Below are 14444 nucleotides of genomic sequence, written 5' to 3'. Positions count from 1 at the left end.
GTATTCAAAAAATTTGTCTCTTCTATAAAGATGCTCAAAGGAAGTAATTGGAGTGGCATATCTTGCTCTAAAGAGATTTACTGCAACGATACTTCTATTTTAGAATCCTTATCACGTTCTTTCGGGGATATGAATTCCTAATGTAGATAAAAAATTTGTCCAGCTATATAATTTAGCAATCTTTATAATGAGATTATGGCTAAGATTCTTGATCCTAGATTTCAAGAATTTGCTGGAAAATATAAGGATATCTTCGAGAAAAAAGATATTCATACAAAAATTGGAGTATATATTTTTCTTGAAAAGGTCTCTGAAAAATTCCAAAGAGATTCGCGAAGAGCGGAGGCGTTAGAACCATCTCAACAATTGAAGCAGAGACCCGCGGACAGTGTAGTAAAAGCCTTTTTAAATGCTGATGAAAATATAAGGATCATTTAAGAAAGTCCCCCTTATTTTTCCTCTTATTAAAAAGGATTAGGCGGCAATTACATGAGTAATTCCTCGCCTGCTCTTTCCTCTTTTTTTCCGTACAACAATTTCCACATCCCAATCCAGAAGATTTAAGAGGTGCATAAGGCGGTCCATCGAAAATTTATGTAATCTGCCTCTTATTAGATCTGATACATCCGGCTGCTTAATATTTAAAATTGCAGCAGCCTCAACTTGTGTGAGCTTTCTGAGAGTAATAATCTTATGAATCTTTCGAGCTAGAGCAGCCTTAGCCAAGGCTTCTTCAGGCTCACTAACCTGCAGATCGTTAAATATATTGTCATCAGCTTTAATAATATCTATCATCATCGTCTCCTAGAATAATCTTCTTGTGCACGCCTCAATCTAGCTTCAATAAGATCTATCTCCTTTTGAGGGGTTGAAATTCCTTGTTTAGACTTTTTTTGGAAGGCATGGAGAACATATATCGCATCTTTAAGCTTAAGAGTGTATACCACTCTATATGTATTAGAATCATAGTCTTCCACTACTTCAAGCACTCCTGCTCCTTTGAATCCTTTCAACGGTTTAACTGAGGGGTGTTTATCCCCTAACTGTGCAACATAAAGAGCATATCCAACTTCGTTCCGAACACTTTCCGGGAATGCTAGCAAATCGTCCTTTGAACTCCCTACCCAATATATTGGCTTTTTCACTAGAAACTCTTCACTAAATAATATAGTAATTTTACTATAACATGTCAATTGATCAAAACAAAGAAATTTAGGAATTTATCTTTCCCTGATTACGTATCCCCATCTTACTTACATATTTGTTATGCAGAATCTACCAAACATATATTACCTTACCAACAAGCTAACCCATCACTTCTATTTATTAGGACTCGAGGGCAAGAGGATAACCAATTTATCTCGATCCTTTTTAACTAATTTCATCCAATTATTGAGGAGAGATTCACCATATCGTATCTGTGCGGCTGTTTTTGCATCTAAAGGTGGAAATAAATAATGGACGAGTCCGCCAGGCGCTGTTGCAAAAAGTTGGAGATCTTTTTAGATTAAGTAAAAAGCTAATAGGCTTCCTATGAATGACTTTAAGTGGCGTCACTATCAAGGTGCAATAATTCTAAGCTGTGTTAGGTGGTATTGTAAATATGGAATTAGCTACCGTGATCTAGAAGAGATGATGGTTGAGCGTGGTATAGAGGTTGATCATACTACCCTTTATCATTGGGTGCAGCACTATGCGCCTTTGATGTTGAAAAGGTTGAGCTACTTCTGGCGCCCATCTCTTGGTCTTAGTTGGCGTGTCGATGAAACGTATGTCAGGTAAGAGGGCAATGGAAGTACTTGTACAGAGCCGTTGATAAGCATGGGCGCACCATAGACTTCTATCTCTCTTCTACAAGAAACATCAATGCAGCTAAGCGCTTTCTATCTAAAGCTCTTAGGAAGCTTAAGGACTGGGAAATACCAAATACCATCAATACAGATAAAGCAGCTTCCTATCATGTAGCAATCAAGGAGCTCAAGGAAGAGGGTACTTGCCCCCACGAGGGAAAAGGTCAACTGAGAGCATGGTACTATGGTCAAGGACTCATGGGAGAAGTGCGTCTTGTTGAAAGGCAATTCGGTGTTTATGCCATCTAAATACCAAAGCTTCATACTATCTCCTAACCTTTATAAATTTTTGCAACAAAGCCGAATCAGCACGGCAGCTATATTTCTTTTGTCTTTTTGGCCGGAAGGATCCAGATTCTATTAGGGAGATTAATTCCCTCTTTTCAGGACTCGGTATACCTTTCACTTTCGAGTAACTTAATTTCATCTATGCCATTTGCAATACATAGATTATATTACTTATTAAGTGACAAGTTTTCCTCTCCAAAGTGAAGCTGAGAAGATTGTCACATAATCGATCGTTTGCGTGATGGGGTGTTTTGATCTGTTAAGTGGGAAAGGTTACTGAAGCATTTTTTCTCTTTTTGCCAATTATCTTATCTTGAATAGTTTGCTATATTGCTTAAAAAGGTTTTGTGCTTTATAAAAATATACCAAGACATAAAGAGAAGGATCCAGATATGGAAGAAATTGTTCTGCGCCCAGATTCAAAAGGGAGGGTGAGCTTGGGGGAATTATCTCAAGGAGTCAGTAGTTACCGCGTTAGAAAAGGAGAAAATGGACAATTGACCTTAACTCCTTATACAGAGATCCCTTTTTCAGAAAAGTGGATTTTTGAGAATAAGGAAATCCTAGAAAAGGTTAAGCAACAGCTTCAGCAAGAAAAGCCTGAATAAAATCATAATAAATATTTAAAAGTTTGTTTTGAATAGGTGGGTTTTATGCTGATAGGCTATATGCGAGTTTCCAAAGCAGATGGGTCGCAGGTCCTAGACTTGCAAAAAGATGCGCTGTTAAATGCTGGGGTGGAAGCAAATTCTCATTATGAAGATTACGCCAGTGGTACGCTGGACGAACGGCCCGGCTTAACAGCCTGCCTAAAATCTCTTCGAGAAAGAGATACCCTGGTAATCTGGAAACTGGATCGATTAGGCAGAAATCTACAGCACCTTATTAATATTGTCTATGAGCTGCAAACCCGTAATGTTGGCCTTAAGGTCTTGACTGGCCAAGGAGCTAATATCGACACTACCACTTCGGCAGGCCGAATTATCTTTGGGATCTTTGCAGCCTTAGCTGAATATGAACGAGAGCTTATTTCCGAGCGGACAAAAGCGGGCTTAACAGCGGCCCGAGCACGAGGACGAAAAGGTGGAAGAAAACATAAGATGACGGTCGCTAAACTGCGTCTAGCCCAAGCTGCCATGGGCAAGCCCGAAACGAATATAACTGAGCTCTGTGAGGAACTTGGCATTACCCGCCAAACCCTTTATCGTCACGTAGGTCCCCAAGGGGACCTTCGACATGATGCCCAAAAGCTATTAGAGCAGAAGAGAGGATAAACTTTGTAAGAGGGCAGCTAAGTTATTATTAGTGAGCCATTATTTCTATCTAAACCACAGTACCAACTTCAATCGACTCCACTATTTCATGGAATAAGTTTCTTCATTCACCATTTTTTCACTAAGGCTCCGTTATCCTTGATGATCGAGAGAGGTAATAGAGTATGAAAATAAGTATCTTCTTATCAAGCTTAGCATTTTTATCAATTATAAATCCAGTCTACAGTAATTTACCGAGCCTGCAAGATCACAATCAAGCATGGCGTCAAATTTCTGAAGGATCATGGAGGTTACAAGAACTTTACCCTGGAGTCATAACTGTTGCTGATTTCTTAATTGACTCATTTGGCCAATATCCAGAACTTGATCGCCGAAATATTATAAGATTCTACCAAGATGGTCAGGATAACCCTGTTGATTGGATGGGGCTTCTTGGTACCCCCACAATTGACTTACTTGCCACAGATAATGCACGCACCTGGCAAAGAAAACTCAATTTACGTGAATTCTTCAGGTTCAAAGATATTCTCACGCAAAACCCTAACTTTATAAATGATAATAATTTTGAAAATGATGATGTAGTAAAAGCAAGATCTTTGTGTGGCACTTTTGCACGTAGAAATGGGATAGGTGATTATATCCCTGCATTTACTGGAATGCTAGTGGCAGGACAAGCTTATTTAGAAGGCCAAGCAGCAAATAATGGCGTTTATCACATCAATACGTGCCTCCATGGTTTTTTAAGAGCACAAATAAATACTATCTATTTCGTCCCTTATGGTTTGCCACTTACTGATGACTTTGCTTTTCAAGTCCAACATATTTATAGAGACCAGGATGCTCAACAACTTATTACTCAGAACCAATTAGAGGCCTATTCACAACATGAGGACAATCCTTATAGGCACCCAGACTACAGCATGGTCACCATCAGCGCACATTCTGTAGGTGGTCAGACACTTAAACAAGCACTCTCTCACAATCACATTCCCGATTTCCCGACAAGAAAGAATGACACACATCTACCTGATCTTACAGGTTTTCAGGGAAATTTTGTCCTGACAAATGATGGGCTCAATAAAATATTTGTCATTGGCAGAGCTTCGGAGCCTCAAGCAGAATTGCAGGAGAATTTTGTGGTGGTAACAAATTTAACAACGCCTCTGCCACCTCAGCCTACAGCGGCACCTTTACGCCCGAGAAGATCTTATAAGAATGATCCAGATACCGATGGACATCCTACTGATGTAAGAGACCTTTTTAATAGTGAATTTACCTCAGATTATCCTACTTACCCAGGGATGAGTGGAGGGCCAGTCCTACAATGCAGGCTAGTAAGCAATAATGAGATTCAGAGGCTGTGCCGCATTGTCGGGGTTAATTGGGGGAGTGAGAGAATTTTTGATAGTAATAATAACTTGATCAACCTGAAATCTATAGTAAGCTCACTTCAGTAGAGACCCCACTCATACGCGCATTTATTAACCTTAACACATAAAATACTCTATTTATAATTGCTAATAAAGTTAGCTCTGGGAGGCACAGATGAAAAAATTGATAAAAAATCTTATTTTGGGTTTTTTGGGAGGGAGTGCGGCTGTAAATTCTATGGAAGTAGATTCCATAGGAGAGATATATAAGCCCTCCGAGATAAACCTTGCGATAGATTACCGAAAATTAGAAGAAGAGCTGCAGAAACCCCATAAGATAAATATTCAAGGAAAAACTTATAGGCTTTATGTTTCGAAGAAACTGCAAGAAGGGATTAAAAAGGATCACCGTTTAATAGATGCGTTATCAGCCGCTATGGAAAATGTTCGACAAAAAAGATATATAGATGAAGAAGTTATGGGGTATAATTTTGTATTATTTGAAGGAAAAATTTATACGGAAGCATTTTTAGGAGAAAATGCGAAATAGCCAGCAGAAAGTAGTGAAAGACGGAAGATCTTCTTTATTCATTATCTATAGCTATCCTTTACCTAAGATCCGATCTACTATTTCTTAAAACTCCTATTTTAAAGAATTCCTTATAGTTAGGCGTACGTGGCTTAATATTCTAAATGCACTCAAGCTAGATATCTGTTTTTCCATAAACTTGAGATTATAATTATAGCCTAAACGGGCGAAAGTACTCAACGAAGTAAGGAATAGCCAAGTGTGAACTCTTCTTTTGAAATCTGTGAATTCCTCTTCTGAATTTGACAGTTCCGTTGCAAATTTTTGAGAAGTTGTTAGGTTAAGGATAAACTATTTAAATAGATGGTCCCTGTAATGAAACCTAAAGAGTTCAGATATCGCCATTTTCTTCCCGACGTTATCTTGCAATGCTTACGCTGGTACTTACGTTATCCCCTCAGCTATCACACATTTGCAAGGGAACCCTCAGAACAAAATATTGGATTAAAGGTTCTAACTGGCCAGGGTGCAAATATCGATACCACAACACCAGCTGGTCGACTGATATTCGGTATCTTTGCTTCATTGGCAGATTTTGAAAGCGAACTAATTCGAGAACGTACAAACGCAGGACTAATAGCAGCACGTGCACGGGGAAGAAATGGAGGGCGCAAGTTCCACCTTACAAAATCACAAGTGAGAATGCTGCAGGTGGTTATGCAAAACCGTGAGACTTCCATTGTTGACTTATGCCAAGAGCTAAACATAACACGTTCAACTCTCTACCGACACGTTAGTCCTACTGGAGAAATCAGAGAAAGAGGGAAAAAGCTACTTAAGCTTAACTTGGTTTTCTGCACCCAGCCGCAAACGACCCCTTATAGTCCTTGTATCAGCTTGGGCGGCAAAATATTTCATTTCTTGCAGAATATATCTTTGTGTTTTATAGCAGAGAAATTAGTCCAATATAGGGGAGGATATGCATAGATTTAATTTTACCACTCCCCTTGGAAATTCTTCTGGGACCTAAAATTCTAGAAGCTTATGTATGCTTGGATGAGACAGATATTTGAACCTGCGAGCATACGGGTTATATTCTAGATCTTTGGATGTCTGAAGAGTTGGTCGCATAGTGTAAATGGCAAACCTTAGACAATTAGCTCGCATGACGTTAATAAGGTCATCTTTCGTAAATTCGTATTTCCTTAACCACGGCTTGATAGGAGCTAGGAAAGCTTTTAAATAGCTAAAATCCCATTTTTCTTCTGAAACTGCTGAGAACTCCATAGCACCAATGGCGACATCGGTGACTATTGCACCATAATATGCGTCACTAAAATCTATAAGAGCAGCTTTTTCCTCCTTTAAGATAAGGTTTTCAAAAAAGTAATCAGCATGAACAATGCCTTGGGGTGATTTCCTATAGATTCCTCTTATGCTTTCCCTTGAGACAAAGCTGGCCATTTCAGAATAAACTCTAACTTTCGAGAGAGAGGGAAATTCTTGGCAGAGTCTATTATAAAGATTGACGATATGATCAAGGTCTCCCTCAGATATATTAAGTAAATACTTTTCGGGCTTAAATTCTTGGTTGGCTTTTATCATAGATGCTAGATAGTTTCCACTTATTGTGGCTGTTTTAACAGATAATTCCTCTTTACTTATGGCGCAACCTTCTATAAATGGGTAGGCGATAGACGTCTTCCCATTCAATTCCGCCTTATATCTCCCGTCATTGAATTGTAAAAGTCTAGGAACATTTATGCGTCTCTGCGATAAATGTTGTAAGGCAGCAATTTCGAACTCTAAATTTCCAGTTTCTAACTTATGTGGCATTTTAGAAGGGTACATCCTGAGAAGGATTTTACCTCTTTCTTTTGTGGGCACAATAAGATTCGTGGCAATCCTACCATCCATAGGGGAAAAAACGTCCCCGTTTACTGTTAAGCTTAATTTGTTCATAATTTGACAGACCTCTGTCGTATGAACTTCCATTCTATTAATAATCCTAGGAGCTACTTCCCTTATTAATATTTTTTCCTTACCTTCAACAGAAAGATTCAATATAGCTAGCATTAAAACTGAAAAACTGATAGACTTAAAATTTATCTCCATTTTTTATTCTCTTTAGAATTGGTTAAGCTACATAATAAAACATTCCATTTTTAGAGATGGTTACTCTGGCTAATTCCTATAGAAGGGTCATATTTCTCTATAAAATACTTGGCGAATGTTTCTTAGAAAACAAGAGCACCTTAAGCTAGTCCATAGTGAATCTCAATTGTTTTCCTTACAAGATTGAACTGTGTGTCTTAATAATTGAATTGAGAACCACGTCAGCCATGGCAAAGAGCCACAAATGAAAGGATTTAACCATAGAGAGCTTTCTTGCAACCGTGCAAGCTATACTTACTACTCTCAAATGAGAAAAGATACAAACACCCAGCTTAAGCCTCTAGACAAGAATTTCAAGCAGTCATCTGTCATTTCAATCTTGCGTTGTTTTCATGCCATAAGCCTGCTTAAATTAGGCGAGAATAAATAAATGTTATCTACGGACTAAATAAGCCAACAGAGCTCGTCCATCGAACAACGTTAAAAAAACCAGACAACTTCACTTTCAAAATATTTCCTTAATTTTTGGACTATATATACTTGCCATATATAATCACAACATTTTAATTTAAGAAATAAATATACGACAATCTTAAGATATTATATAATTAAAATATAGTAAATTTAAAAATAAATTGACAGGAATAAAAAACTGTGATCAGTTAAAGCCAAAATAAAAAATCGATAAATGAAAAATGCTAAAATTGTCTCAATCCACTCTTTCTCACGCAGAATTAAAGATAATCAACGAGGTAATCCAAGAGGGCTATCTAGGAATGGGGGCCTTCGTTAAAAAGTTTGAAGAGGAATTACGGATCTATCTGAAGACAGACCGTGAAATCGTAACAACCAACACGGGAACCTCAGCTCTTCACTTAGCAATACAGGCTTGTGGAATTGGGCCTGGAGATGAAGTTATCTTACCCTCCATTACATATGTGGGATGTTTCCAAGCAATATCAGCTACTGGAGCAAAACCCATAGCATGTGATATTCGGCTAAATGACGGTATGATTGATATACCAGACATGCAGAAAAGAATAAATACACGCACTAAAGCTATAATGGCGGTCCATTATGCCGGTTCGACAAATGGCATCAAAGAGATAAGGCAGATTGCTAAAAAATATGGCTTAAGGCTTATAGAAGATGCTGCACATTCATTTGGCGGAGATTTTGAAGACAATAAGATTGGGGCAACCGGTGATATCGTCTGTTTTAGCTTTGACAGCATAAAAAACATCACCTGTGGTGAAGGTGGGGCCGTCGTTACGGATGATAAGAATGTTGCTAATAAGATACGCGATTTAAGGCTTTTAGGAGTCGAAAAAGACTCTGAGAACCGTTTCCAGAAAAAAAGGTCCTGGGACTTTGATGTGACAGAACAGGGTTGGCGTTACCATATGAGTAACATTAATGCTGCTATAGGTCTAGCTCAGTTGAGCAAAGCTGATCATTTTAAACAAAAACGCCAGCATTTGGTCCAGCTATACATCAACCTATTAAAAGAAACAGGCATTATCCCACTTTTAAAAATTGATAAAGATGCTAATCCCCACATTTTTCCTATCAGAGTCTTGGGAGAACAATGTAATAGGTTGAAGGATTACCTTAGCTCCCATGGCATTGAAACTGGTAAACATTATAAACCAAATCATACTCTAACAGCTTTCAAGCAAGGAGCCTTATCAAATGCAGAGCTATTTTGGGAACAAGAATTAACCCTGCCTTTGCATTGCAATCTTAAAGAAGCTGACATCGACTACATCTGCTGTTCAATTAATAACTTCTTTCAGGAGGTCAAGAAATGAAAACAGCATCCATAATAACAGGAATCTTTGCTGTGCTTACATGTAAATCCATGGCCTATGATATCGCCGGCGCAGTAGCTAATAGCGGTAATAATACAATGACAATTTTTAACGAATCGGCGACTCACTATAAAGTTGGATCTCAGCCGAGAGAGGTGATCAAATATAATGATCTCTTAATTATTACAGAATGCGCAGATAAATGTATCGGGATTTATGATCCGAATTCAATGTACCGATTAGGGTCGATAAATTTACCTGATGAGCCACGAGGTTTGATAGGGACCAAATATGGCATTCTATCTATTTTAAAAGACCATAATAAGTTGATAACAATTGATCCCTATGGATACTCGTTTAAAGAGTTAACCTCAACTTCTGAAGGGCCAAGAAATATAGCTTATGACTCTCAACAAGATCTTATTCTTATCAGCTGTAATACCGCAAATTGTCTAGATATAATAGATCCTGAGAGCTGGACAAGAGTAACGTCAATTACAACAGCTAAAAATCCTTACGATGTTACAATAACTAAAGATTATATCGTAGTCTCTGCGATTGGGGATGCCTGTATACAGGCTTTCTCAAAACAATCTTACTCTCTTGTATGGTCTACCAAAAATATTAACCATCCAACTAGCCTAGCTCACAATGGCAAGGACCTCCTTGTGAGTACTAACTTTGATGATCATCAAATAGTTGTACTGAATGCTCAGAGCGGAGAAATTTTATCCTATTTATCGACCCGGCAAGAGCCATTTGACGTAACTTTTTCTGAAGGTCTTCTACTTGTCACTTCACATAAGGAGGGATATCTCCAGGTCTTTAATAGTGATGACCTTCAATTAAAAAAAGAAATTAAAGTCGGCAATTACCCGCATGGTATGTGCATTTTTTAAAATGGGAGAAAGGCAAATATGGAAAAGAGAAATATAGGATGGGTAATTATGGCTTTAGTAGCACCTTTAAATTTGTGCACCACGCATGCTTGTGACGAACTTACTGCTGTTGCTTCGATCAAGGAATCGAATTTATTCATGCGATGCATAAAAGAGTTCGATAAATACTTTTCTGAACAAAAAGAATGTTTATCTTTTGAATCCAAATCTGATGGTAGCTTGGTTTCTAATTTAGAAAAGAAGATTGAGAATCACTTTGGCGAAATGATGCAAGAAGAGACCCCTTGGGCTTCATTTAAAGGTGAAGAAGGCTATTATCATGAAGCTAAGATAACGGATGGAGAAAACACATACTGTTGGTATGTAGACCCTATTGATGGAACTATCTCTTTTCGAAATGATCTTGACACGTTCGCATTCACCCTTAGCCTGGTTAAAAACAGAGAACCTCTAGCCAGCTTGATCTACCTACCCACGAAAGCGCAAGCTTATTTTGCTTATAAAGGCCAAGGAGCGTTCTGCAATAATCTATTAACTGGGGAAGAAAATAAACTCGTTATAAAGGATCATCCTCTTGAAAGGTCTCATATTGTTGCTCGCAGCGATGATTATGCTTTTAAATATCTTCAACGAGAGAACATGTTATCAAGATGCCAAGATATTCCGGCTATTGTCCGGACATACACGGATGCTTTCGCTTACACTCAAGTTGCCGCAGGTAAGTACAAAGCAAAAATTGATGCAGCAGCTGCTTTATGGGACCTTTACCCCGTTTACCTCTTAACAAGAGAAGCTGGCGGTGAATTTGTTATTTATCTAGCCGAAAACCCCACTTCTGATTTATTCTGTAGCTGCCTTGCAGGTCCCCTTCAAGTCATCAATGTGATTCGTTCGGCTGTAGAGCGGGAAAGTAAGGCTTTGACTTTTGTCAATCAAATACCCTCCTTAGAATTGGTAGAATGCAATGATTAAGTTATCGATGCCATTCTTGGCTAAAGATCTTAAACAAGCCGTATTTCTGGAAAATCTGCAAGGATATGAAGCAACCATCTTTAATAGGCAGGACTTAGAAGAAGAAACATGGAATCTAGTTTGGCAGAACATTGAGAGCTTACAATCTAGTAATCCAAACTCAGAAATTACATTCCATTTTCCAGTGAATAATTCAGATTACGTCAACGATCTATTTGTGCGAAGTCGATTAAAAGAGGCTCTACAAAGGGCATCAGACCTAGGACTAAGAGGCGTCGTAGTTCACTCCAACAGAATTCATATAATCTCAGAATGGACAAACTTGGATTTAGAGGCTGAAAGATTAAAGGTTTTAGATGTTTTAAATAATGTTTATGAAATGGCAGCCACCCCACATACTTGGCTTGCTCTAGAGAATATGCCGGTAATGGATAATTATGCGAAAGAAATTGACCCTCTTTTTTGCTACCCGCAAGATTTCAACCAAGTTTTTGATTTAAATATAGGAATAGTCTGGGATGTCTGCCATTACACTAATACCATCTCTAATATTCGCGAAGTAGTTGAAGGCAAACAGAGCCAAAAATTCTACCCTAACTTTCAGCAGGTTGGATATTTAGATTTTATGCGTCTCAAGGATAAAATCCAACATTGGCATTTTTCTGCTTTTAAAGGAATTGCCAATCCTGAAGAGGGTACCCATTGCAAAGAGGGTGTTTTACCTGAAGCGTCAGAATTGGATGAAAGTATATATACATCTATTCTCAACGAAATTTCTCAAATGGATAACACCCAGAGATTGATGGTTCTAGAGATTCAAGAGATAGACTATACGGTACGTCATAATTTTAAGAAAGCATTCGAATGGATTAGGCACAATGAAACTATATTTAATTGAATTAATCGGATTTATTGCATCTGCCATATCCGTTTTCTCATTTATGCCTCAGGTCTATAAAGTATACAGAGAGAAAAAAGTTGAAGGATTGTCGGGTTTAACCTTTTTCTCTCTTATGGCTGGAGGGCTTGCCTGGATTAGCTATGGTTACCTAGTTAATTCCAAAGCTGTCGTCATAACTAATTCATTAATTAGCTTTATGACCCTCCTTATTTTAATAGCAAAAATAATCTTCAGGAAGGAGACATTAAAATGAAGAAATCTAGTTATAAAGTGCTACTAGGTGTATTGCTTTCTACTTGTAGCTTTGCATCAGAATCAAAAATTATAGCATCAAATGAGTTAAGAGAAGGAAAAATGGAAAGAGTTCTAGAAAAGATTGAGATTAATGAGGATGATTTAAGCAGTGTTTTATCGCAGCTTGGCTTGACTCTTAATGGTTCTTCTACAATGCCAAAAGAGGGCCGAATAGCAACTAACTTAGTTGTTCCTACTCTCGAGCGGGGAGATGTGCTTGTTCGCGCTTATCCTGAACAAGTAGCAGAGAAATTAGAGACTGGTATATTTGGCTTCGAGGTAAGAGTTTTATCCCATCTCAGTCAACACGGGCTACGAGTTCCCTCACCTCTAGATTTTAAAAATGGGACTCCTCTTCTAAAGCATAAAAATCATATTTATATGGTTTACCCGTTTATACCTGGGCAAACCCTGGAAAAAGATGACCTATCTTTAGACGTCGCGCAGAAAAGTGGCAAATTTGTATCTGAAATGGTACAAGCTGCTGTTAAATACCAACCCAAAGAGAATGAAGACCTTCCCGAGGGAGACTTAGACCATCTAAGAAAGTGCTATGAAAAACAATCTAACAAGTTTCCTGAGATACTAGATACCCCGACTTTCCAAGAAATGAGGTCATTTATTGACAACGATGACGTAAAGGGAATGATAGAAGCATCTCCTAAAGGAATTGTTCACTCGGATTTCTTTTTCGAGAACTTTGTGGTTGATAAAGAAGAGACAGCGGCTATCGATTTTGGGGATGCTTATTATGGAAGCGTTGTGATGGATATAGCAATTGCTGCCATGGAATTCTCAGCAGTTGAAGATCAGCAATGGAACTTTGAGTATATCAGAGAATTCTTAAAGCCCAATATTTCTTGGCTCTCAACACATGGATTTGATGTGAAGAAATTTATTGATGTTATGAAGGTAAACTGCCTGAGATTTGCCATATATACCACTCCTTTCACCCTTGATGAAGGAGAGAGCTTGGCCAATAACCCCTATGTTCTCCGTTTCCAATATTTGAAAAACGCAGAAGTTATTTCGAATATTGAAAAAATATTCAATGAGAACACGCTCTAAATACTACCCTCAATGCTTTTAAGAGTTTTGCAGGACTCTTAAAAGCAATCAAAAAGCGATAACAAGGAAGCTCTCCATGTCTAATTTGACTGTTTACAATAAAAAAATCTTAATTACAGGAGGAATGGGATTTATAGGATCCTATCTGGTTAAACAACTCATTGAGCATAATGAAGTTACGATAGTCGATTTTCAAGAGGTTATGTCTAGTCCTTTGGCTAATTTCGGACTGCTAAATCACCCCAATCTTTCCATCAACCGAATAGATATTACCTGTTCAGAAAATCTCCAAAAACTTTCTGAGGATTATGACTATATTATTCACCTTGCTGCAATTTTAGGTGTTAATAAGGTTGCTTGCCAGCCATTACAGACCATGGAGGTGAATGGTATAGGGACACTGAATATGATCCGATTTGCATCAAAACAAAAAAATTTGGATCGCTTTATTTTCTTTAGTACCAGTGAAATATACGGACAGAACTGTTCCTCTGCTAATGAATTAGGAATGGCTGAAGTCCCGCTTAATGGCATTCGCTGGAATTACTCTTGTAGTAAACTCTTTGGAGAGTACCTCCTTAAAGCAGCTAATGTAGAAATGGGGATCCCTTTTGTCATTATAAGGCCATTTAATGTATATGGGCCTTACCGTAAAGGAGCCAATGCTATGTCCATACTTATCCAGAAAGCTTTAGCTGGGCAAGAAATCTTAATTAATGGAGATGGGACTCAATCGAGAGCCTGGTGCCATGTCTCTGACTTTATTGATGGGATTGTTCGTTCCCTAGTGGTCAATCAAGCATTAGGTCACTCTTTTAACTTAGGTAATGATGAACAAATAATATCTATGTATGAGTTGGCTAAAAATGTTGTAAGCTTAACCCATTCCCCCTCAAGAATTACTATACTCCATAACGATACTGAGGAAATTTTCGTCAGAAGTCCAGATCTTCAAAAAGCTAGAGACATCCTTGGTTACTGCCCAAAAATAACCCTTAATCAAGGGATTATGGATGTTGCAGACTGGCTACTAAATGGTTTAATCGAGGAACCGCAACTCCGTATGGCGTAAT

Annotated in this window: 15 protein-coding genes and 2 pseudogenes; 14 read left to right on the top strand and 3 right to left on the bottom strand. The window is 38.1% G+C overall.

Going from position 1 to position 14444, the window contains the following annotated elements:
* Positions 1-195 precede the first annotated feature (195 nt).
* On the top strand, positions 196-438 hold the full coding sequence (locus HMO_RS0109145) for a hypothetical protein (protein ID WP_010301832.1): 243 nt from the start codon (positions 196-198) through the stop codon (positions 436-438).
* 36 nt (positions 439-474) lie between these two features.
* Here the strand turns inward: HMO_RS0109145 and HMO_RS0109140 are convergent, their stop codons facing one another.
* Complete coding sequence (locus tag HMO_RS0109140) at positions 475-795, bottom strand: helix-turn-helix domain-containing protein (protein ID WP_010301829.1); 321 nt, start codon at positions 793-795, stop codon at positions 475-477.
* Complete coding sequence (locus HMO_RS0109135) at positions 795-1145, bottom strand: type II toxin-antitoxin system RelE/ParE family toxin (protein WP_010301827.1); 351 nt, start codon at positions 1143-1145, stop codon at positions 795-797. Before HMO_RS0109135 ends, HMO_RS0109140 begins: the two co-directional genes overlap by 1 nt.
* Positions 1146-1533: 388 nt before the next feature.
* Here HMO_RS0109135 and HMO_RS15235 point away from each other — a divergent pair.
* From HMO_RS15235 to HMO_RS17350, 6 genes and pseudogenes are all read left to right on the top strand, one after another.
* Positions 1534-2099: pseudogene (locus tag HMO_RS15235) on the top strand (IS6 family transposase).
* 431 nt (positions 2100-2530) lie between these two features.
* Complete coding sequence (locus tag HMO_RS0109125) at positions 2531-2746, top strand: hypothetical protein (protein WP_010301819.1); 216 nt, start codon at positions 2531-2533, stop codon at positions 2744-2746.
* A 45-nt stretch (positions 2747-2791) separates the two neighbouring features.
* Positions 2792-3412: a recombinase family protein gene (locus HMO_RS0109120; protein ID WP_010301816.1), complete on the top strand. Its 621-nt coding sequence runs from the start codon at positions 2792-2794 to the stop codon at positions 3410-3412.
* Between the two features lie 164 nt (positions 3413-3576).
* Positions 3577-4869 carry a hypothetical protein gene (locus HMO_RS0109115; protein WP_010301813.1) on the top strand — a complete coding sequence of 431 codons (1293 nt, stop codon included), beginning with the start codon at positions 3577-3579 and terminating at the stop codon, positions 4867-4869.
* A gap of 88 nt (positions 4870-4957) precedes the next feature.
* Positions 4958-5332 (top strand): hypothetical protein, encoded by a 375-nt coding sequence (locus HMO_RS0109110; protein ID WP_010301811.1) that lies wholly within the window; start codon positions 4958-4960, stop codon positions 5330-5332.
* 447 nt (positions 5333-5779) lie between these two features.
* Positions 5780-6154 (top strand): annotated as a pseudogene (locus HMO_RS17350) (recombinase family protein); the annotation flags it as partial.
* Between the two features lie 183 nt (positions 6155-6337).
* On the opposite strand, the gene HMO_RS0109100 reads toward HMO_RS17350, so the two are convergent.
* The gene (locus tag HMO_RS0109100; RefSeq protein WP_010301805.1) at positions 6338-7426 is read right to left on the bottom strand and encodes a phosphotransferase; all 1089 of its coding nucleotides are present in this window, start codon (positions 7424-7426) and stop codon (positions 6338-6340) included.
* Positions 7427-8121: 695 nt separating this feature from the next.
* Between HMO_RS0109100 and HMO_RS0109090 the strand changes: the two genes are divergently transcribed.
* From HMO_RS0109090 to HMO_RS0109060, 7 genes are all read left to right on the top strand, one after another.
* Positions 8122-9237: a DegT/DnrJ/EryC1/StrS family aminotransferase gene (locus tag HMO_RS0109090; protein WP_029448787.1), complete on the top strand. Its 1116-nt coding sequence runs from the start codon at positions 8122-8124 to the stop codon at positions 9235-9237.
* Complete coding sequence (locus HMO_RS0109085; protein ID WP_010301795.1) at positions 9234-10136, top strand: YncE family protein; 903 nt, start codon at positions 9234-9236, stop codon at positions 10134-10136. The genes HMO_RS0109090 and HMO_RS0109085 overlap by 4 nt, the downstream gene beginning before the upstream one ends.
* An 18-nt stretch (positions 10137-10154) precedes the next feature.
* A complete protein-coding gene (locus tag HMO_RS0109080; RefSeq protein ID WP_010301793.1) occupies positions 10155-11108 on the top strand; it encodes an inositol monophosphatase family protein in 954 nt (317 codons plus the stop codon).
* Positions 11101-12006 (top strand): TIM barrel protein, encoded by a 906-nt coding sequence (locus HMO_RS0109075; protein ID WP_010301790.1) that lies wholly within the window; start codon positions 11101-11103, stop codon positions 12004-12006. The genes HMO_RS0109080 and HMO_RS0109075 overlap by 8 nt, the downstream gene beginning before the upstream one ends.
* Positions 11987-12262: a SemiSWEET family sugar transporter gene (locus HMO_RS0109070; RefSeq protein ID WP_010301789.1), complete on the top strand. Its 276-nt coding sequence runs from the start codon at positions 11987-11989 to the stop codon at positions 12260-12262. Before HMO_RS0109075 ends, HMO_RS0109070 begins: the two co-directional genes overlap by 20 nt.
* Complete coding sequence (locus tag HMO_RS0109065) at positions 12259-13371, top strand: phosphotransferase (protein WP_010301787.1); 1113 nt, start codon at positions 12259-12261, stop codon at positions 13369-13371. The genes HMO_RS0109070 and HMO_RS0109065 overlap by 4 nt, the downstream gene beginning before the upstream one ends.
* Positions 13372-13447: 76 nt before the next feature.
* Complete coding sequence (locus HMO_RS0109060) at positions 13448-14443, top strand: NAD-dependent epimerase/dehydratase family protein (RefSeq protein WP_010301785.1); 996 nt, start codon at positions 13448-13450, stop codon at positions 14441-14443.
* The last annotated feature ends 1 nt before the right edge of the window (position 14444 follow it).

Source organism: Candidatus Odyssella thessalonicensis L13 (genome assembly GCF_000190415.1).
In the GTDB taxonomy this organism is placed as follows: Bacteria; Pseudomonadota; Alphaproteobacteria; order Paracaedibacterales; family Paracaedibacteraceae; genus Paracaedibacter; species Paracaedibacter thessalonicensis.
This window is presented reverse-complemented; position numbering and strand designations above follow the sequence as displayed.